The following is a 19,428-nucleotide window of genomic DNA, read 5'->3' as shown; positions in this document are numbered from 1 at the left end:
GTTACCTCAGAGACTCTTTTACTTCCTGACGGAGTTCTTCCAGACTGCTAATACCGTATTTATCCATGACTTTTGGTAAATTTTCGATGATGTCAGGGCAGGCATAAGGATTGGTAAAGTTAGCTGTTCCAACTCCGATAGCCGATGCTCCAGCCAGATACATTTCTAGGGCAGCTTCAGCCGAATCCACTCCCCCCATTCCAATGATAGGCAGGTCTGTTGTTTGGGCTACTTGGCGGATGAGTTTGAGGGCTACTGGAAAGACTGCTGGACCTGACATTCCACCTGTTCCATTGGCCAAGATTGGTTTTCTGGTTTTGAGGTCAAAGCGCATTCCAACCAGAGTATTGATCATGGTCAAGCCACTTGCTCCCGCATCTTCTGCAGCTTTTGCGACTGTGACAATATCCGTCACACTAGGAGTTAGTTTGACATAAACCGGTACATCAGAAGCCTCTACAGCTGCTTTCACCACATCATAAGCCAAATCTGGGTCTTGACCAATCAAAAGCCCGTGATTACAGTGATCTACGTTGGGGCAAGAAATATTGAGCTCAATAGCCTTTATATTAGCTGCCTTGGAAATCCCATGAGAAACAGCTGCATATTCTTGTTTTGAAAAACCAGCCACATTGGCAATAATAGGAAGATTTGGATATTCTCTTTCCAGCCAAGGTAACTTTTCAGCCAAAACAACTTCCAAACCCGGATTTTGCAAGCCAATTGCATTGAGCATACCAGCAGGCGTCTCTGCCACTCTTGGAGTTGGATTGCCAAAACGGGATTCAAGGGTTGTCGCCTTGATCATAATAGAACCTAAAAGGTCTAAATCATAGTACTTGGCATACTCTTGTCCAAAACCAAAACAGCCTGATGCTGGAATAATCGGATTTTTCAAATCCAAACCAGGTAGAGACACTTGTAATCGATTTGTAGTCATAATTTTCTCCTTATAATACAACTGTTCCTGTGCGGAAAACAGGACCATCTTCACAGACGCGTTGGCTGACCGTCTCGCTTTCTGGTACTTTTAGAACACAGGCATAGCAAGCTCCCATCCCACAAGCCATACGAGATTCCAGAGATAAATAGGCTCTTGGGTGATCATCAAAGGTTTGATTGATATACTTCATCATTCCTGGAGCCCCACACGAGTAAACAGCATCAAACTGACTATCTAAATCATTGATAACAACGGAAACATTTCCCTTGATGCCATAAGAACCATCATCTGTCGTTACAAAGACCTGACCATACTGAGCCAATTCCGTTTTCAAAATAACAGCATCCTTATTAGCAAAGCCAAGGACAGTCACTACTTTCACACCACGCGCATGCAATCCCTTAGCAAGCTCAAGCAAGGGCGGAACACCAATCCCCCCACCAACAAGGAGAACCTGGCTCTGCTCATCTAGGTCAGACAAGTCAAAACCATTTCCCTGAGGCCCCATCACATCAAGAGTATCTCCCTGAGTTAAGGTTGAAAAAATAGCTGTCCCAGCTCCCTCAATCCGGTAAATAAGGTGACACTGCTTCTTAACCTTATCAATAGACGAAATTGAAATAGGACGACGCAAGAGATGGGCCTCATCAGGCACACGCAGATGAAGAAATTGGCCTGCTCGCATGGCTTCAACCATTTCCCCTTCTAGGACTAATTCAAAGATTGCTGGCGCGATTTCCTCCTGTGCAACCACCTTCATGGTTTCCAATCGAATCGCACCCAAACGTTTCTTACATGTGGGATTCATGACTTTTCCTCCTTAAATTTTAAGGGGACCAGATAAAGAAAAGACCTTGCGATTGCAAGGCCTCAGTTAAAATCGTACAACAGAAGAGAGCACACTCAAAAAGTCCCCTCTAGAAAATTGTACTATTCTTTTATCTGACACCTTGTGAGTCTCTCTGGACTCCCCTTAAAGGTTAAATTTTTATTAGTATACTCTTTCAGCTAAAAAAAGTCAAGTAGAAAACGAACATTCTACTTGACCTCACGAGATTATTTTTCACGAATGACTTCGACCTTGTAGCCATCAGGGTCTTTGACAAAGTAATAGTTAGGTGCAGTTCCTGGTAGACCATTTGGCTCAGTCACTTCATAGCCTTTGGCACTGTGCTCTTGATGAAGTGCCTCAAGATCAGGTGTACTGAGGGCGATATGGGCAAAGCCATCTCCAACCACATAAGGACCGTGATCGTAGTTATAAGTCAACTCCAACTCATAGTCGTCACCCTCAAGACCTAGATAGACAATCGTGAAGGCATGGTCTGGAAAATCTCTGCGACGCAATTCTTTAAAACCAAAAGCATCTTGATAGAATGCAATTGATTTTTCAAGATTTTCTACTCGCAAGCAAGTGTGTAACATTTTTGAAGCCATATTTTTCTCCTTTATTTTTAAAAAGACTGGACAATCCTGTTCCAGTCTCATCAGTTGTTATTTACCAAGTTTTGCTTTAGCTGCATCTGCAAGAGCTGTGAAAGCTGCTGCATCATTAACAGCCAAGTCAGCAAGCATTTTACGGTTAACTTCGATCTCAGCCAATTTCAAACCATGCATCAATTGTGAGTATGAAAGTCCGTTCATACGAGCTGCCGCGTTGATACGAGTGATCCACAATTTGCGGAAGTCACGTTTTTTCTGACGACGGTCACGGTATGCATAGTAGTAAGAGTTCATTACTTGTTCTTTTGCAGTACGGAACAAGATGTGTTTAGCTCCATAGTAACCTTTTGCTAATTTAAGAATACGTTTACGACGTTTGCGTGATACAACGCCACCTTTAACACGTGCCATGTTTTATTTCCTCCAAATATTTCCTAGAATTGTTTACTTACAGTCAAGCTATTATTTCAAGCGAGTAAGCATTGCTTTGATACGTTTGTAATCTCCTGAATGCACCATAGATGCTTTACGAAGATGACGACGTTGTTTCTTAGTTTTTCCGTGGAAACGGTGAGAAGTGTAAGCACGGAAACGTTTAAGTCCACCAGAACCTGTACGTTTGAAACGTTTAGCTGATGCGCGGTGTGTTTTTTGTTTTGGCATGATTTTTTCTCCTTTATTTAACTTTCTGACAATTATTTTTTGTCAGTCGCTGGCGCCAATTGCATGAACATTTGACGTCCATCCATTTTAGCACGTTGTTCGATGATGGCAATATCTTGAGTTGCTTCAGCAAACTCGGCTAAAACTTTTGCACCAATCTCTTTATGGGTAATCATACGACCCTTAAAGCGAATAGATACCTTAACTTTATTTCCTTTTTCAAGGAACTTACGTGCATTGCGAAGTTTTGTATCAAAGTCACCCTTGTCAATTGTTGGACTTAGACGAACTTCTTTCACAGTAACAACGCTTTGTTTTTTACGTTGTTCTTTTTGCTTCTTCTGGTACTCAAATTTGAACTTACCGTAGTCCATAATTTTTGCAACAGGCGGTTTGGCTTGGGGTTGAATCAATACTAGGTCAACATTAGCGTTATCAGCCAAAGCTTGCGCTTCACTGAGTGGCTTGATGCCTAGCTGTTCTCCCTCAAGACCAATCAAGCGAACTTCACGTACACGAATCTCATCATTGATGAATAAGTCTTGCTTTGCTATGGTTTTCACCTCTTTTGTTTTATTAGAGAAAAACAATAGCGGACTCGTAAATATACAAGCCCGCACGTTATGATAGCGTTTCTTCGAAACTTTTCATCCGTAGGGCCAGGCAACTTAATGTCACAAGGCGAGAAGCTCTCACTTCTGCTTTTCTCAACTTTTATATGATACCAAGTTTTCTAGCTCTTGTCAAGATAAAAAGTTATTTTTTGAAAAGTTTGTGTTTGTATTTTGGTTTTCGAATCAAAAAGAGAGAATCAAGTTGATTCCCTCTCTATGTTAGTTTTTCCTTAACTTCCTTATAAGAATGCTAAGACCTATTAAAAACTTCCTTTTTACGTGAACTTCCCCAGCTTTCGATAAATAGAATCCCCACTAACAAAAGGATAATCAGGCAAGGAAGCAAGACCATCCCCATGTTCCAATTTAGATCGACATTATCAATCTGCTTAGGTAATCTTCCAGATAAAATCTCCACTGAACGCAAGTAAGTAAAGGGAATCAGATGTGCAATCCTTTGAAGAGGCTGAATGGTTTGGATGCCAAACAATAAGCCAACAATCCCAATGAGTGAAAGAAAGAGGACAGGCATTTTTTGCTTGAAAAAGTAAGCAATCAAGTACACTACTTCCACAATGACGATAAAGGCTAAGAAAGCTAAGAACAAGCTAGGAAATAACACATCTTGTATCTTTCCAATAGTTACCTCTTGGTTCACTAAGCTATAAATCGGGTAGGGATAATCTAACTGTCCAAAACCACTTATCAGACTTCCCGCTAGAAAAGAAAATCCGCTGATTCCGATAAACAGCACAGTTACATAGCCCACTCCAACTCCAAGAGAGGATAAAGCAAATGTCACTTTTGAAAAAGGATATAACTGAGCTGTGTCCAGATGATTTTGATATCTTTCTGCAAATAGTTGCGTTAGCATAAAAATAATAGCAACCACAAACAAGCTTGGGATGATAGCCTCTAAAATCCAGACAATCTGGTCAATCCCGTGGGTCGGAAACTCCAAAGTATGTGCTTTTATGTTCAAGGGATACAGGGCTTGGTAAATCTTTCGTTGGCGGTCAACCGCCATTTTAAAGTCAGAGCTAGCAGTCGGTTCATTTGACATAACTTCATAATTCTTCTCTTCATCTTGCCACTGCAAATAATAGGCTTCTTTCCATCGTCCTTCTTTTAGTAAAGTCAAAATTTCTTTCTTTTGCGTTAAAAAATTTTTTTTTGCAAGTCTAAATTACTTTTAACACTCTGGTATTCCTCCGAGCTGGTGTCAGACATTTGGGAAAGCTTCACTTCATTTTCATTGATGATTCTCTCATATTTTACAACACTGGTTTCCAACTCGCTCTCCAAGCTGTGTGAGTTTGCAGTCTGACTATTTAAATAAAAGGTAACACCGAGTACAGATGCAAATAAAAGTAAGATAAACCAGTTTAAACGACTTTTGAAAACTTTCTTTAATAAAAATAGGCTAATATCTTTCATAACGGAACCTCTTCTATCTGCCCCTGATGAATGGTTATTACTCTATCGCAGACATCAACCAACTCTTCCTTATAGTGGGAACTTAAAAGAACCAGCTGTTCTTGTCTATCGATTTGTGCTAGCCTATCAAAAAACTTCTGTCGATAATACTCATCTAAGCCATTTGTAATCTCATCCATAAGCCAGCATTTGGCCTGACTGAGGAAATACATGGCAATCACCAAGCGTTGCTTCATGCCTAAGGAATACTTGCGAATGGGAAGGCTGACATAGTCCGACATTTCCCAATAGGCAATTTCATCCCTCAAGTTCAGACCTGACTTCCAGATGTTTTTGATAAGACGAAGGTAGTCCATCCCACTTAAGTTTCCATCCAGCCATTCAACGCTCTCATAATAAAATAAAGAAGGAGGAGCTGCGATATGTCCACTACTTATGGGAATTAAGTTGCTAATGGTGCGGAACAGGGTCGTCTTTCCAGAGCCATTGATAGCAAGAACGCCATAAATACTGCCCTTTTCAAAGGTGAAATCTACATCTTGTAAGATGACTTGTCGCGTTTTTAAGGTCACATGAGTAAGCTGTAACATATCCAGTCCTCCTTTTTCTCACTCTTTAAGGATCAATAGCCTCCTTTGTAATGGTTTACTACCTCATAACGATCGTAGTTCCAGCCTCCGCCAACTTTATACTCAGAATAGCTATAATAAGAAGACCATTCCGGAATGACAATATATCCATATCTGTGGTAATTCATACTATACCTATAGTAGGTATTCCAATCATAGCGATAACTTTTAAGAACGGTCTTAGCAGATACACTGGACTGAAGAAGACCAATAGATTATAAACTAACTAATTAAACGATTTTTGCTAATTTTTAATGATTTTATATCATCAATATCGAAGACGCTTTCATTATATCGTTTTTATCATTATTATGCAACAGATTTTTAGTTTATTTTACTACTAGACTTCCTGCAAAACTAGAATCCTAGTTCATGATTGATAATGCCAGCAATCGAATTCATTCGTAATCCGAAGCGTTTACGATGATTTCGATAGGTTGTTGAAAACATTTTAAACGTTTTTACTGTGGCAAAAATATTCTCAACCTTGCTGCTCTCCTTAGATAGTGCATGGTTACAGGCTTTGTCTTCAAGAGTTAATGGCTTAAGTTTACTTGATTTCCTCGGAGTTTGTGCTTGAGGATATATCTTCATGAGTCCTTGATAAGCACTGTCAGCCAAGATTTTACCAGCTTGTCCGATATTTCTGCGACTCATTTTGAACAACTTCATATCNNTCCAAAGAAACAATTCTCCCTTGACTTGTGACAATCGCTTGAACCTTCATAGCGCGGCATTTCTTTTTACCAGAATCATTCGCTAATTGTTTTTTAAGGCGATGGATTTTTACTTCCGTCGCATCAATCATTACCGTGTCCTCAGAACTGAGAGGAGTTCTTGAAATCGTAAAACCACTTTGAACAAGAGTTACTTCAACCCATTGACTCCGATGGGTTAAGTTGCTTTCGTGAATACCAAAATCAGCCGCAATTTGTTCATAAGTGCGGTATTCTCGCACATATTGAAGAGTGGCCATAAGAAGGTCTTCTAGGCTTAATTTGAGTTTTCGTCCCCCTTTTGCGTGTTTACCTTGATAAGCTGTTTTTAATACAGCTAACATCTCTTCAAAAGTCGTGCGCTGAACACCAACCAGGAGCTTAAATCGTGCATCAGTTAGTTGTTTACTTGCTTCATAATTCATAGAACTATTCTACCATATATTGTTTCGCAGGAAGTCTAATCAAACAGGATATCCTGTTGAAACGGAACTAGCGAGTCTAACAATCATCTCTGATAAATCAGTCGATGGCGAAATCTGAACGACTCGACTCTTTGGAGAAAGACATGCTTCTATCCTCTGGCAAGTCGAAAGTTTTGAGGGCATCGAAGCCATCCTCATCGATAAAGAAGGTCACCTAAGCTGTTCTTCAGGAATTCCTACTCTATAGAGACAACTGTTTCAATGGAGTTTTAAAATTGTATTATGTAAAAAGAGAAAGGAAATCTCATGTTATAGTCATTTAGTTTTAAAAAAGAAAGAATACATATTATGAATTTGGATCATCAAGACTACGACCATGTAATCCTTTTTCACGTTGTACCTGACGTAGTTTTTCTGGTGTAACATCATTACCTTCTTCGTCCACAATTTTGATTCCCTCAATGTGGTGACGAACAGAGCGACGATAACCTTCAATGTACTCCTCACGTAGTTTAGCTTGTTCCACTTTTTCTTCTGATGTCAAGCCTTCTGCTTTTTTCTTTTTGGCAAGCTCATTGATACGATCAATTTTTTTAGGATCCATGTTTCTCTCCTTTATGATAAGATTTAATCCGTTTAACAGATTTTATTTGGTATTGATTTGGTTAAAACGTGCAAGTTTAGCTGCTTTCTTGGTTAATTGAGACAAGATTGCCAAACGATTTTGACGGACTGCTTCATTTTCAGCCATAACCATGGTATTCTCAAAGAATGCATCAATGACTGGGCTAAGAGCAAAGAGCTGTTTCAATTGCTGACTGGCAGTCCCTGACAAAACGAGTGATTCTACTGCTTCTGCCAAGGTTTTCTCTTCTTCATTCTCAAAGAGAGCTGAATCAACTGTGGCTACTCCTTCTGCCTTCTCAGTCAAGTTAAAGGCACGAGAGAGTGATTCAACGGATGGTTTGAAGTCTTCTTCCTTGCTTGCTTCTACGAGAGCACTTGCTGCTTCCAACATATCTGCCACAACAAAGTTTGATCCTGCAAGAACGGCTTCCTTAATGTCTTTTGGAGTAGAACCCATCATCTTATCAACACGAGCCTTGATAAAGTTCATAACCTCTGTCTTATTTTCATAAGTCAAGCTGTCAAATGTTAAAGCATAAAGGCTATCAATCAGCTCGTCCATAGCAATGTGCCAACCAAAGGCATCCAATATACGAACTACACCTTGCGTCGCACGACGAAGGGCATAAGGGTCATTAGAACCTGATGGAATCAAACCTACTGAGAAGAAACTCAAAATCGTATCCAATTTATCTGCAATAGCAAGCACTGCACCAACCTTGCTCTCTGGAAGTTCTCCTTCAGCTGATGTAGGCATGTAGTGTTCACGAATAGCAGTTGCCACTGCTGGAGTTTCACCAGCAAGAAGGGCATATTTCTCACCCATAATTCCTTGGAGCTCGTCAAATTCACCAACCATACCTGTCAACAAGTCAAACTTGTAAATTGCTGCTGCACGGGCTAGGTCAACTGTTTCATCCGCTGACAAGCCTGCTTTTTCTGCCAAGAGAATAGCAATCTGACCCGTACGAATCATGTGTTCACGAAGGGAACCAATCTTCTCATGGAAGGTCACATTGTTTAATTTTTCAACAAGATCTGAAATGACCAATTTTTGATCTTCACGCCAGAAGAATTCACCATCTTCTAAGCGAGCGACCAAGACTTTTTCATTTCCTTTGATAACATTTTCCAAATGCTCTGCATTTCCATTACGAACAGAAATGAAGTTTGGCAATAGTTTACCGTCTTGATCACGGACAACAAAGTAACGTTGGTGTTCCTTCATTGAAGTCACCAAAACTTCTTCTGGAACTTCAAGATATTTAGCATCAAAACTTCCCATAAAGGCAGTTGGGTATTCAACCAAGTTCAAGACTTCATTCAGCAAATCAGCGTCAATCTCGATACCTACACCACGCTCAGCTTCGATTGTCTTGATTTGGTCAACAATCATTTGCTCACGTTCACGTGGATCTGCAATTACATACTGTGCACGAAGGTCTTCTTCATAGCTCAATGCTGACTGAATCTTAGTTTCTTGTCCCAAGAAACGATGGCCACGGCTCACACGCCCTCCCTTGATATCAAGGAAATCCAAATCAAACTCTTCTTCATCTAAAAGAACAGTTAAAGTGTGAACAGGGCGGATGTATTCAAAGGTGTTGTTAGCCCAGTGCATGCTGACAGGGAAAGTCAAGGACTTCAAGACATCTACAACACCAGGAACAATGGCTTCAACTGCTTGACCAATTTCTTCCTTGGTAACATAGACATATTCTTCACCCTTGATTTCACGGAATTCGATATCTTCAACAGTCAAGCCTTTCCCACGGACAAATCCTTGAGCTGCTTTGGTGAAGTTTCCATCACTATCCAATGCAATTTTCTTTGCTGGCCCCTTAAAATCTTCTGTCAAATCAGACTGTTTGTCTGCAAGACCAGTTAAACGAACAGCCAAACGACGTGGTGTTGAGAAGGTCTGAATAGCTTCAAAAGACAAGCGGTTTTCCTTGAGAAAGGCTGCCATTTTTTCGCCTAGTTGTTTTTCACTTGGTGTGACAACATAGGCTGGTAATTCTTCAAGACCGAGTTCTACTAATAAGTTTTTTGTCATGTTTTTTCTCCGAAAAATATCTTTTTATTTTCCAGTTTGCCTTATGTGATTGGTACGCAAGCAACCAACTTCGTTGTTTCATTGCTAAAATTGGAGCCAAAAGTCTCCAATTTTGCCTAGTATCCTTAGTTTCACTAAGGATACCTTCATCACTGCTGCAACTGGTTCAGGGCTCACACTGTTCGCCCATTTTCGTAATTTGTCACTTTCTTTATTCCGCGTCTTCTGCTAAGAGTTTAACTCGTGTTGCTTCATCTAAAAGTGGGTAACCTAGGCGTTTGCGTTCTGCGACAAAGGTTTTGGCTACAACTCGGGCCAAGTTACGGATACGAGCGATATAGCCTGCGCGCTCTGTTACAGATACGGCACCACGCGCATCAAGCAGGTTAAAGGTGTGTGAACATTTGAGAACATAGTCATAGGCAGGGTGAACCAAGCCTTCTTCCAAGGCACGACCAGCCTCTTTTTCAAACTTATCAAAGTTTTCCAGCAACATTTCTTGATCCGAAATTTCAAATGAATATTTTGAATGCTCGTACTCAGGCTGGATAAAGATTTCTCCGTATTTTACACCATCGGCCCACTCAATATCATAGACAGAATCTACTTCTTGGATGTAAGAAGCCAAGCGTTCCAAACCATAGGTAACTTCCGCAGTCACAGGGCCAGTTGCCAATCCACCGACTTGTTGGAAATAAGTGAACTGAGTGATTTCCATCCCATCAAGCCAAACTTCCCAACCAAGACCAGCTGAACCAGTAGATGGATTTTCCCAGTTGTCCTCAACAAAACGGATATCGTGCTCCAAAGGATTGATTCCCAATTTTTCCAAAGACTCAAGGTAAAGTTCTTGGATGTTTGATGGAGATGGCTTCATGACCACCTGGAATTGGTGGTGTTGGTAAAGACGGTTAGGGTTTTCCCCGTAACGACCGTCAGCAGGACGACGTGATGGCTCTACATAAGCCGCATTCCATGGCTCAGGTCCGATAGCACGAAGGAAAGTGTAAGGACTCATCGTTCCCGCACCTTTTTCATTATCATAAGCCTGCATGAGCATACAACCTTGGTCATTCCAAAATTGTTGCAAAGTCAAAATAATTTCTTGAAATGTTAATTTCTTAGACATTGAATACTCCTTAATAAAAAATAATTTCTTGCGACACGAGTCTGCCTCGTCGATTATACGAGGCAAGACGAGTTAGTACTGCGTCTAGCTCAGGCACTCTAGTGCTGAGCGTAGGGCAGTCCGACTGTAAGGAGGTTTCTGCCACTGACGCAGTGAAATGTTAATTTCTTAGACATTGTTTACTCCTTTTTATATAAATTACTTGCGACACGAGTCTGCCTCGTCGATCATACGAGGCAAGACGAGTTAGTACTGCGTCTAGCTCAGGCACTCTAGTGCTGAGTGTGGGGTAGCCCGACTGTAAGGAGGTCTCTGCCACTGACGCAGTAAAATGTTAATTTCTTAGACATTGTTTACTCCTTTAGTTTTTATATTTCTTTTTCAATTAATTTCTGTTGAACAAACCAATTTAACAAGGGAAGAGTTTTATCTGTATTTGCCCATAAATGATAAGAATCGAAGACCGCTTGTACACTACCTAGATTTTCTACCAACTTATCTATTGTCAAAAAACTACGCCAGTATTCGTAAAAAATACTTGCATAGTTCTTATCATAGGTCGAAGAACCAAAATCATTCAATGAATGCCAACCATACTTCTTCTGAAAAAGTTCTACAAGAGATTGATTACAAATTTTTTCCGCTTGAAATTCCTCTTCTGTCAAGAAATACTTGCGACTAATATATTCAACCATTCCCTCTTCGAACCAGATATAAGAGTCGTAACCATCAAAATCATCTAAAAAATGCTCCGACCAATGAGCTAGCTCATGTCCTACAATCTGTAAGAGGAAATTTTCAGATAAAGAATGATAGTGACTTTCTATTGCTTGAGTTTGCTGAGAACACTTGTAGTCCATCAACTGATACAAATATAACTCTTTCCAAACAGCTAAATCAGGCGTCATAACCATTCGTCTATTATTTGTATAGGCTGGAACAGCGCTTTCCCTAATAATCTGTGTAGCAGCATTAAAATCTGACCAAATAACGGCTTGCGGTAAATCACAGACTGCAAGTTCATTCTTTAAAAAAGATTGATAATCTTTCAACTTTTCAGTATTTCTTACTACAAAATCACGAAATGTAGCTAGTTGACTATCGTCTTTTACAAGATAAAGGTTTTCCACGTCTCTCCTTTCTTTCACACAATAGACTGAATAAGCAAAAGAACCGCGTCCGACAATCCTAGGTTGATTTAACCTAGGGGCGTCAGAAACGCGGTTCCACCCTAATTTATTACTTCATTGTTTTTGAAAATACTACAGAAAGCGCCAGCACTTTATTTTGCCCTACTTGGCTCCCACTATCCCAAGCTCGCTTGAAGAACGCCATAAGACTTTCTTTCCTGCTGACTATTATATCAAAAATTAGAACAATGTACAATTCTTTTTATGATTTTCTAAAAATCCACATCATCAACTCGTGGAGCACCAGAATGAACAGCAATCGCTTTTAAGGTTTCACGCTCCTCATGGCTCAATTCAATTCCAAAGCAATCAAGATTAGCCTGAATACGAGAGGCTGTGACAGATTTTGGAAGTGGTAGAAATCCTTCTGCCAAGCTCCAGGCTAAGGCTATCTGAGCAACAAACTTTCCATGATTTGCTGCGATTTCTTGGACTTCCTTACTATCAAATAGTTCTCCCTGACCAAAAGGGCCCCAAGCTTCCAATAAAATTCCTTTTTCTCGACAGTAATCTACGACTTCCTCTTGATACACACCTGGCGCCAAGCGAACTTGATTGACCGCTGGAAGAATTTTTGCTGTTTCAAACAAGGCATCCAAATGATGGGGAAGAAAATTGCTAACGCCGATAGCACGGATCTTGCCTTCTTGATAGAGGTCTTCCATCGCTCTCCAGACCTCAGCATTTCGGATTTTCCATGCGTCATTTTCTCTAAGCGGTTTTGGATTTGGCCAATGAATCAAATACAGATCCAAATAATCCAAGCCCAACTTCGCTAAAGACTCTGCAAAAGCCTGACGAGCTTGCTCATAGGTTTGTTGGCTATTCCACAGCTTGGTAGTTACGAACAATTCCTCTCGTGGAACTCCGCTATCTTTGATTGCTTGACCAACACTTTCTTCATTCTGATAAATCGCCGCCGTATCAATATGACGATAACCAGCCTTCAAGGCTTCTAACACTGCACGATAGGCTTCTTCTCCATCCTTAGCCTTAAAAGTTCCAAATCCTAGAACTGGAATTTCTACTCCATTATTTAATTGATAGGTATTCATATGCTTCTCCTTCTATTTTATTTATCATTTATAGCATAATTTTTTTGCTAATTAGTACTATCTTTTGTAAAAAATAAGTCTATCACATATCTGACAGAACCTATTTTTTCTTGCTTATTCATCACGGCTATAATACAGTTCATGAGGTTTTAGGCGAGTATTGAGCATCTCTGGTATGGTCACAAAGGTATAACCCTGATTTTTCAAATACTCAATGACCCTTGGCAAGGCATTGACTGTCGGACTGTGAATATCATGCATCAGAACGATAGAGCCGTTAGCTACTTGATGCTGAATTTCTGTCAAAATAGATGCTTCATTTTTACTCTTCCAGTCCAGACTATCCACATCCCACATGATAAAGCTCAAATCGAGGCTATTGCGAATGTCGTCTGTAATGGCTCCATAAGGCGGACGCATGAGTTTTGAACTAGAACCCAGCGCCTTAGTTAGCGCATCCTCAGTATCAGTAATTTGTTTTTTAGCTTCATCAAGAGAGAGTTGCGAGAGAATCGGATGGCTCCAACTATGGTTTCCAACAACATGACCTTCAGATTTTATCCTTTTCACCAAGTCCTCATTCCCAGAAACATTTTTCCCAAGCACAAAGAAAGTGGCTTTAACACCATATTTAGCTAGAGTCTCTAATACCTGCGGAGTCGTTGCTGGATTTGGACCATCATCAAAGGTTAGAGCGACAACTTTTTGATGTTTCTTATCAAAATAAGACTGGTACAAGGCCGCATCTTTTTCGAGTAAGTACGAAGATTGGATAACATCAAAGAAAGTAGATACTGGTAAGGCTATCTCTTCTAAATTTTCAACCGCAGGACTCGGATAAAGGATAATCTGACTATCCTTATAATCAAAATTCCATGCAGATAAGTCTTGGTCAGAGAAGCTTTTTACAATCTGCTCACTCTGGTTTTGCTCTATTTTTTTATCCTCTATAAAGGAGGTCAATTCTTTTATCAGCTGTTCCTTAGCCTTACTAGCATCTGAAAACAGTTGGTCAAGTGTAAAAGGTTGCCCATCTTCTGTTAAGTGAACCTTTCCTAGACTGGTCTTTTCAGTCTCTTCAACCTTAAAATCAACTAAATCATAGATTTGTTTGGTCGCATTACGATTGACGACTCCCTTTAAACCTGACTCTCCTTGCTCTGTATAGTAGAAAACAAGATTGTCCTTACTTTCTAGCTTGTCCTTAATGTCTTTATTTATCAGCTCCCTAACAGAGGAAATCACTTGCTCACCTTGGAGAGGATAATAGGCAATCACTTCGGCTTGACCCTTACGAAAATGCTCCTTCTGATTTCCCTCACTTAATTGATCGTCTTTCTCTTTTTTGAGCGATTCAATCTTTTGCTCAAAACTTTTTTGCTGATACATTTTAAAAGCAATAAATCCGCCTAATAGGCAAATAGAAATTGCTAAAATACCAATCAAAGCCAATAATATATGTCTCTTTTTCCCGTGTCTGCCACGTCCCAGTCTACTTTTATTCATATTTATATCATAACAAATTTAAGCAATAATTTCAATGATACAGTTTGGCAATCCACAATTCCTCTAGCAAGCCAAAGCATCTCACATCAACTAGATCAGCCCTATCTATAGGAACCATCTAGTTTTCTATCTATGGAATTTCTAGTAGATTGAAGCTAGAATAGACACCGTCACTTCTAAAAACATTCTGAGAAATTGATTTATTTTTCCCAGTCGATTTATCCTCAAACATCCCTATACCTCTGATATTTTCTTGATAATACTATATACCCAGACACTTGTAGTTTTACCTTCAGCTAGTAATGTTGACTTTTCTTCTTCAGATAATTTTTTCCGTAAGTAGTCAATCTGCTGAGAAGTAATGTTCTCTTTCCCCATTGCCTTGACAGATTGTATCACCATTGCAGTTAAGGTTGACATATTTGAAATATCTCCATTATTTCTATGCTTAAATTCTATTCTTGCCTTACCAACATTAAAACTGGCATATCTTCCATCTGATATATAGATCCATTTTGCTGGTACCTGCGTAGATAGACCAAGTAAATTAAGGGCTGTGTTTCCCGATGGAGCAATGGTCCAATTATATTTTCTAGCAATAGCATCAGCAACTTCATCCACAGAGGCCATTGCATACTCTCCAATCAGTTCTATATATTTTGGTTTATAATAAATACCTTTCAAAATGCGAGTAACCTTTTTGTCTTTTACAAGACGATTTAATGTACTACGAACAGTTTCATATCCTACAATTTCAAAGAAATCATTTGCTATAAAAACTTGATTCGATTCAAAATTTTCTATCCTGTTTACTATTTCCTGCTTATCGTTCATCTATCGCACCTCCTTTGCACCGAATATGATGCTATTTTGGGTGCGAGAGTCATTTTATCAAGAGGGAACAGACCTCTTACAATTTCTTATGTAACATCTCTATCTATTTTATCCCATTTCTTATTTCAGTAATCGCTTGATTATAAAAATCAGGATAGTCAGCCGTATTTATTTCTTTTATATTGTAAAATGAAATAAGAATAGGACGATTCGATCAGGACAGTCAAATCGATTTCTAACAATGTTTTAGAAGTAGAGGCGCACTATTCTAGTTTCAATCTACTATAATAGAAATTACTTTGACTTTCCTGACTGATTTGTTTAGTTCTTATTTCATTCAGATATGCTATGCATTAACCAATAGCGGATACCTACGGAGAACTTGCCACTCAGATGTAGAACCTGCCCATCATACAAAAAAACAGACTTCATCCCACAAAGAGATAAAATCTGTTACTATTTTCTACACGATATTTCCTAATTTTTAATCCAGCAGTTGGTCTACTTGGCTGATGACTCGCTCGGTAAAGGGCTTGTTGCCAAAAAACTCCAACCACGGCTTGCGAACCTCGTCTTTGCTGGTTTCTCTGTATTTTTTAGGTCTTATTTATGATGCTCTTTCAATAGTTCTTCAAACTCAGCCACAGTCATGCCTAATTGCTCACTCGCAACCTCAGGTGTTAGAAGACCTTGACGAACTAGATTTGCTAAACTTACTTTTAATCCCTGTTCGATGCCTTCAGCTCGTCCACGTTCAATTCCCTGTTCAATGCCCTCAGCTCGCCCACGTTCAAGACCGCGCTCCAGTCCTTGTTCAATCCCTTCCGCCCTAGCAGTTTCTAAGGCATAGTCCTGTGCTAACATGGCTTGTTCTTCTCGCCTGCGTTGTTCACTAAACATCTTTCTGTCCTCCTCGGACCAGCTCTTGTAGTCCAGCAGTTGGTCTGCTTGACTGATGGCTCGCTCGGGATGCTGGGTAAAGGGTTTGTTCCCAAAAAACTCTAACCACGGCTTGCGAACCTTGTCTTTGCTGGTTTCTCTGTATTTTTTTAATTCCAAGAATGCCATCTTAACCAGATGGTTTTCTTGTCCGTTATTTGTAATTGTTAAAACCTCACCTGTCGTGTCCTCTCGCATACTAAAGCTATGGAAAGCCAAGTCATCTTGGAAATAATTGCTGTCCACGATTGCGATAGCGTATACTGGTGCGATATGCTTGTAACTCTGGTGGGTATCACCTTCTCTTTGGCGAATTTTTTCAAGATTTTGATTGACCTGACTGCATAGGTAAGCCCACAGGCGATTGATGAAAAAATTCTGATGATGTACCTGAATCTCAATGATAACTTGCGTTCCATTATCCAACTCCGCTAAGACGTCTATACTGGTATAGAAATCCTGCGCCGAGTAAGGCAGGGAAGGTAGTACATGAATATTACTTCCCTCCAAAATGGTCACATTTTTTGCTGGTAAATCCAACATATCGCGAATAAATTGACAAGTGATTTCTGGATTACTAAAAATCTTCTTAGCAACCAAGTCATTAGTTGGGCTGATGCCCGGATGTCTTAGAATCATCCTTCTCCTCCTTCTATTATAGCACATTTTTTAATCTAATTTGCTAGATTTGATGCTTCTATCTATTTATTCGTAAAAGAAAGCTTTTCTTCAGAAGAAAGCTAATCGCTTATTTGAAATTTTTCCCCTCTGTTGGATAGTCCCGTCTATCTATGTTATAATGAAAGAAGGATTTAAAATCAGAAAAGGAGTATTTATGCTTAAATTAGGTATCATTGGCACTGGCGATATCAGCCACCACTTCATAGAAGCAGCCCATGCTAGTGGGAAATACCAGCTGGTCGCAGTCTATTCTAGGAAACTTGAAACCGCAGCAACCTTTGCTTCTCGCTATCAGGATATCCAACTATTTGATCAATTAGAAGACTTCTTCAAGAGCTCCTTCGATGTAGTCTATATTGCCAGTCCAAACTCCTTGCATTTTGCTCAGGCAAAGGCTGCCTTGTCTGCAGGTAAACATGTCATTCTTGAAAAGCCAGCTGTCACTCAGCCACAAGACTGGCCGGATTTGGTTCAAACAGCTGAAAAAAATCACTGTTTTATCTTTGAAGCAGCTCGTAATTACCATGAAAAAGCTTTCACTATCATCAAAAACTTTTTAGCAGACAAACAAATTTTGGGGGCAGATTTCAACTATGCCAAATATTCTTCCAAAATGCCTAACTTGTTGGCTGGGCATACGCCCAATGTCTTTTCAGAGCGTTTTGCTGGTGGAGCACTTATGGATTTGGGGATTTATCCTCTCTACGCTGCCGTTCGTCTCTTTGGAAAGGCTGAGGACGCAACCTACATGGCTCAACAGCTTGACAATAGCATGGACCTAAATGGAGACGGTATCCTCTTCTACCCTGACTTTCAAGTTCATATCAAGGCTGGGAAAAACATCACTTCCAATCTTCCTTGCGAAATTTACACAACAAATGGAACCTTGACCCTCAACACGATTGAGCATATTCGCTCAGCTATTTTTACCGACCACCAAGGCAATCAAGTCCAGCTCCCTATTCAACAGGCTCCTCATACGATGACTGAGGAAGTCACTGCATTTGCACACATGATTCAGCAACCAGACCAGACACTCTACCAGACTTGGCTGGATGATGCAGGCTCTGTTCATGAGCTACTATATACCATGCGCCAGACTGCTGGCATTAGATTTGAGGCAGAAAAATGAAAAGCAAACTACCTACTGAATGGCAAGAACTAAGTGACCAACTCGGTTTCCAAGAATTTACCCCCATTCAAACTCAACTATTTGAGCCCATTCTTGCAGGAGAAAATCTTCTAGGAGTGAGCCCGACAGGAACCGGTAAGACCCTAGCTTACCTCCTACCAAGTCTTCTCAGACTACAAAAGAAAAAAGCGCAGCAACTCTTGATTCTAGCACCAAATACAGAGCTTGCTGGACAGATTTTTGATGTATGTAAAACGTGGGCTGAGACTATCGGCTTGACTCCCCAACTCTTCTTATCAGGTTCGAGCCAGAAACGCCAGATTGAACGCCTAAAAAAAGGACCAGAAATTCTGATTGGAACTCCTGGACGTATCTTTGAACTCATTAAATTGAAAAAAATCAAGATGATGAATGTGGAAACCATCATCCTGGATGAATTCGACCAATTGCTAGATGATTCTCAGATTCACTTTGTTGAGAAAATCACTCACTACGCACCGCGTGACCACCAACTCGTCTATATGAGTGCGACGACTAAGTTTGACCAAGAAAAGATTGCGCCAAACACACGTACCATTGATCTCTCTGACCAAAAACTGGATAACATCCAACATTTCTATATGCAGGTAGACCAACGTCACCGAGTGGATATGCTACGAAAACTAGCTCATGTGGAGGATTTCCGCGGTCTGGTCTTCTTTAACAGCCTATCAGACCTTGGAAGTGCAGAGGAAAAATTACAGTATCGGGATATCTTGGCTGTTTCTCTCGCTAGTGATGTTAATGTCAAATTTAGAAAAGTCATCTTAGAAAAGTTTAAAGACAAGCAACTAACCCTGCTTCTAGCAACAGACCTTCTGGCACGTGGAATTGATATCGATAGCCTAGAATGTGTCGTAAACTTTGATATTCCTAGAGATATTGAAACCTACACTCACCGTGCTGGCCGTACTGGCCGTATGGGCAAGGAAGGTTATGTTATCACTCTCGTCACTCATCCAGAAGAACTTAAAAAACTTAAGAAATTTGCGAGCGTACGTGAAATTTTCTTGAAAAATCAAGAACTCTATATTAAATAAAGCCCCATCGCTCTATACACATCCAGTGTATGGAGCTTTTTATAAGCAATTCAATTTTATACTCTTCGAAAATCTCTTCAAACCGCGTCAGCTTCGCCTTGTCGTATGTATGGTTACTGACTTCGTCAGTCTTATCTGCAACCTCAAGACAGTGTTTTGAGCTGACTTCGTCAGTTCTATCTGCAACCTCAAGACAGTGTTTTAAGCTGACTTCATCAGTTCTATCTACAACCTCAAGACCATGTTTTGAGCTGACTTCGTCAGTCTTATCTATAACCTCAAGACAGTGTTTTGAGCTGACTTCGTCAGTTCTATCTACAACCTCAAAAC

19 protein-coding genes, 4 pseudogenes and 1 other annotated feature are annotated in these 19,428 nt (G+C 40.1%); of the genes and pseudogenes, 3 read left to right on the top strand and 20 right to left on the bottom strand.

The features are described from left to right. Nucleotide 1: 1 nt before the first annotated feature. The 10 genes and pseudogenes from HT708_RS07540 to HT708_RS07500 all read right to left on the bottom strand — a co-directional run bounded on the left by HT708_RS07540 (nucleotide 2) and on the right by HT708_RS07500 (nucleotide 6,870). Nucleotides 2–988: a dihydroorotate dehydrogenase gene (locus HT708_RS07540; RefSeq protein WP_172926219.1), complete on the bottom strand. Its 987-nt coding sequence runs from the start codon at nucleotides 986–988 to the stop codon at nucleotides 2–4. Continuing rightward, nucleotides 951–1,751, bottom strand: coding sequence for a dihydroorotate dehydrogenase electron transfer subunit (locus HT708_RS07535; protein WP_172926218.1), 801 nt, complete (start codon nucleotides 1,749–1,751; stop codon nucleotides 951–953). Before HT708_RS07535 ends, HT708_RS07540 begins: the two co-directional genes overlap by 38 nt. 248 nt (nucleotides 1,752–1,999) lie before the next feature. Continuing rightward, entirely contained in the window at nucleotides 2,000–2,380 is a 381-nt protein-coding gene (locus HT708_RS07530; protein WP_000157153.1) for a VOC family protein, read from the bottom strand. 57 nt (nucleotides 2,381–2,437) lie between these two features. Then, nucleotides 2,438–2,797, bottom strand: coding sequence for a 50S ribosomal protein L20 (gene rplT / locus HT708_RS07525; RefSeq protein WP_000124834.1), 360 nt, complete (start codon nucleotides 2,795–2,797; stop codon nucleotides 2,438–2,440). A 51-nt stretch (nucleotides 2,798–2,848) separates the two neighbouring features. Next, nucleotides 2,849–3,049, bottom strand: coding sequence for a 50S ribosomal protein L35 (rpmI, locus tag HT708_RS07520; protein WP_001125943.1), 201 nt, complete (start codon nucleotides 3,047–3,049; stop codon nucleotides 2,849–2,851). A gap of 32 nt (nucleotides 3,050–3,081) precedes the next feature. Beyond that, nucleotides 3,082–3,612 carry a translation initiation factor IF-3 gene (gene infC, locus HT708_RS07515; RefSeq protein WP_000848180.1) on the bottom strand — a complete coding sequence of 177 codons (531 nt, stop codon included), beginning with the start codon at nucleotides 3,610–3,612 and terminating at the stop codon, nucleotides 3,082–3,084. 15 nt (nucleotides 3,613–3,627) lie between these two features. Beyond that, nucleotides 3,628–3,759 (bottom strand) — a sequence feature (ribosomal protein L20 leader region). 154 nt (nucleotides 3,760–3,913) lie between these two features. After that, nucleotides 3,914–5,100: pseudogene (locus HT708_RS07510) on the bottom strand (hypothetical protein). Continuing rightward, the gene (locus HT708_RS07505; RefSeq protein ID WP_000939894.1) at nucleotides 5,097–5,690 is read right to left on the bottom strand and encodes an ABC transporter ATP-binding protein; all 594 of its coding nucleotides are present in this window, start codon (nucleotides 5,688–5,690) and stop codon (nucleotides 5,097–5,099) included. Before HT708_RS07505 ends, HT708_RS07510 begins: the two are co-directional and overlap by 4 nt. Nucleotides 5,691–5,722: 32 nt before the next feature. Further along, nucleotides 5,723–5,941: a hypothetical protein gene (locus HT708_RS11890; protein ID WP_033605204.1), complete on the bottom strand. Its 219-nt coding sequence runs from the start codon at nucleotides 5,939–5,941 to the stop codon at nucleotides 5,723–5,725. A 145-nt stretch (nucleotides 5,942–6,086) separates the two neighbouring features. Continuing rightward, a pseudogene (locus tag HT708_RS07500) lies at nucleotides 6,087–6,870 on the bottom strand (IS5 family transposase). Between the two features lie 37 nt (nucleotides 6,871–6,907). Here HT708_RS07500 and HT708_RS07495 point away from each other — a divergent pair. Next, nucleotides 6,908–7,117 (top strand): annotated as a pseudogene (locus HT708_RS07495) (FAD:protein FMN transferase); the annotation flags it as partial. A 99-nt stretch (nucleotides 7,118–7,216) separates the two neighbouring features. On the opposite strand, the gene HT708_RS07490 reads toward HT708_RS07495, so the two are convergent. The 9 genes and pseudogenes from HT708_RS07490 to HT708_RS07455 form a co-directional block, all read right to left on the bottom strand. Next, on the bottom strand, nucleotides 7,217–7,474 hold the full coding sequence (locus HT708_RS07490; protein ID WP_000371298.1) for a DUF896 family protein: 258 nt from the start codon (nucleotides 7,472–7,474) through the stop codon (nucleotides 7,217–7,219). A gap of 42 nt (nucleotides 7,475–7,516) precedes the next feature. Continuing rightward, nucleotides 7,517–9,553: a glycine--tRNA ligase subunit beta gene (gene glyS / locus HT708_RS07485; protein WP_000164732.1), complete on the bottom strand. Its 2,037-nt coding sequence runs from the start codon at nucleotides 9,551–9,553 to the stop codon at nucleotides 7,517–7,519. A gap of 211 nt (nucleotides 9,554–9,764) precedes the next feature. Then, nucleotides 9,765–10,682 carry a glycine--tRNA ligase subunit alpha gene (gene glyQ / locus HT708_RS07480; RefSeq protein WP_023936433.1) on the bottom strand — a complete coding sequence of 306 codons (918 nt, stop codon included), beginning with the start codon at nucleotides 10,680–10,682 and terminating at the stop codon, nucleotides 9,765–9,767. A gap of 368 nt (nucleotides 10,683–11,050) precedes the next feature. Next, entirely contained in the window at nucleotides 11,051–11,812 is a 762-nt protein-coding gene (locus tag HT708_RS07475) for an elongation factor Tu (protein WP_172926217.1), read from the bottom strand. Nucleotides 11,813–12,084: 272 nt separating this feature from the next. Next, on the bottom strand, nucleotides 12,085–12,927 hold the full coding sequence (locus tag HT708_RS07470) for an aldo/keto reductase (protein WP_001099666.1): 843 nt from the start codon (nucleotides 12,925–12,927) through the stop codon (nucleotides 12,085–12,087). A gap of 114 nt (nucleotides 12,928–13,041) precedes the next feature. Continuing rightward, a complete protein-coding gene (pgdA, locus tag HT708_RS07465; RefSeq protein WP_054393103.1) occupies nucleotides 13,042–14,433 on the bottom strand; it encodes a peptidoglycan-N-acetylglucosamine deacetylase PgdA in 1,392 nt (463 codons plus the stop codon). Nucleotides 14,434–14,667: 234 nt separating this feature from the next. Continuing rightward, on the bottom strand, nucleotides 14,668–15,267 hold the full coding sequence (locus tag HT708_RS07460) for a DUF6088 family protein (RefSeq protein ID WP_000998387.1): 600 nt from the start codon (nucleotides 15,265–15,267) through the stop codon (nucleotides 14,668–14,670). A gap of 487 nt (nucleotides 15,268–15,754) precedes the next feature. Beyond that, a pseudogene (locus HT708_RS11885) lies at nucleotides 15,755–15,865 on the bottom strand (flagellar assembly protein H domain protein); the annotation flags it as partial. Nucleotides 15,866–15,870: 5 nt separating this feature from the next. Continuing rightward, nucleotides 15,871–16,845 (bottom strand): Rpn family recombination-promoting nuclease/putative transposase, encoded by a 975-nt coding sequence (locus HT708_RS07455; protein WP_172925572.1) that lies wholly within the window; start codon nucleotides 16,843–16,845, stop codon nucleotides 15,871–15,873. A gap of 196 nt (nucleotides 16,846–17,041) precedes the next feature. Between HT708_RS07455 and HT708_RS07450 the strand changes: the two genes are divergently transcribed. Then, nucleotides 17,042–18,019: a Gfo/Idh/MocA family oxidoreductase gene (locus HT708_RS07450; protein WP_000915857.1), complete on the top strand. Its 978-nt coding sequence runs from the start codon at nucleotides 17,042–17,044 to the stop codon at nucleotides 18,017–18,019. Next, complete coding sequence (locus HT708_RS07445) at nucleotides 18,016–19,098, top strand: DEAD/DEAH box helicase (RefSeq protein ID WP_172926216.1); 1,083 nt, start codon at nucleotides 18,016–18,018, stop codon at nucleotides 19,096–19,098. Before HT708_RS07450 ends, HT708_RS07445 begins: the two co-directional genes overlap by 4 nt. Here the strand turns inward: HT708_RS07445 and HT708_RS07440 are convergent. Next, the coding region (locus HT708_RS07440; RefSeq protein ID WP_172926215.1) for a hypothetical protein at nucleotides 19,091–19,428 on the bottom strand (338 nt) is incomplete at its 5' end. The genes HT708_RS07445 and HT708_RS07440 overlap by 8 nt on opposite strands.

This window comes from Streptococcus sp. 3613 (genome assembly GCF_013277375.1).
GTDB classification, from domain to species: Bacteria; Bacillota; Bacilli; order Lactobacillales; family Streptococcaceae; genus Streptococcus; species Streptococcus pseudopneumoniae.
The sequence above is the reverse complement of the archived record's forward strand: the minus strand, read 5'-3'. Positions and strand labels throughout refer to the sequence as shown.

Bases quoted from the DNA above. Each gene is read 5' to 3' on its own strand.
- glyQ (WP_023936433.1), bottom strand. From the start codon at position 10,682: ATGTCTAAGAAATTAACATTTCAAGAAATTATTTTGACTTTGCAACAA.
- HT708_RS07540 (WP_172926219.1), bottom strand. From the start codon at position 988: ATGGTCCTGTTTTCCGCACAGGAACAGTTGTATTATAAGGAGAAAATT.
- rplT (WP_000124834.1), bottom strand. From the start codon at position 2,797: ATGGCACGTGTTAAAGGTGGCGTTGTATCACGCAAACGTCGTAAACGT.
- HT708_RS07535 (WP_172926218.1), bottom strand. From the start codon at position 1,751: ATGAATCCCACATGTAAGAAACGTTTGGGTGCGATTCGATTGGAAACC.
- HT708_RS07530 (WP_000157153.1), bottom strand. From the start codon at position 2,380: ATGGCTTCAAAAATGTTACACACTTGCTTGCGAGTAGAAAATCTTGAA.
- rpmI (WP_001125943.1), bottom strand. From the start codon at position 3,049: ATGCCAAAACAAAAAACACACCGCGCATCAGCTAAACGTTTCAAACGT.
- pgdA (WP_054393103.1), bottom strand. From the start codon at position 14,433: ATGAATAAAAGTAGACTGGGACGTGGCAGACACGGGAAAAAGAGACAT.
- HT708_RS07445 (WP_172926216.1), top strand. From the start codon at position 18,016: ATGAAAAGCAAACTACCTACTGAATGGCAAGAACTAAGTGACCAACTC.
- HT708_RS07460 (WP_000998387.1), bottom strand. From the start codon at position 15,267: ATGAACGATAAGCAGGAAATAGTAAACAGGATAGAAAATTTTGAATCG.
- glyS (WP_000164732.1), bottom strand. From the start codon at position 9,553: ATGACAAAAAACTTATTAGTAGAACTCGGTCTTGAAGAATTACCAGCC.
- HT708_RS07470 (WP_001099666.1), bottom strand. From the start codon at position 12,927: ATGAATACCTATCAATTAAATAATGGAGTAGAAATTCCAGTTCTAGGA.
- HT708_RS07450 (WP_000915857.1), top strand. From the start codon at position 17,042: ATGCTTAAATTAGGTATCATTGGCACTGGCGATATCAGCCACCACTTC.
- HT708_RS07455 (WP_172925572.1), bottom strand. From the start codon at position 16,845: ATGATTCTAAGACATCCGGGCATCAGCCCAACTAATGACTTGGTTGCT.
- HT708_RS07505 (WP_000939894.1), bottom strand. From the start codon at position 5,690: ATGTTACAGCTTACTCATGTGACCTTAAAAACGCGACAAGTCATCTTA.
- HT708_RS07490 (WP_000371298.1), bottom strand. From the start codon at position 7,474: ATGGATCCTAAAAAAATTGATCGTATCAATGAGCTTGCCAAAAAGAAA.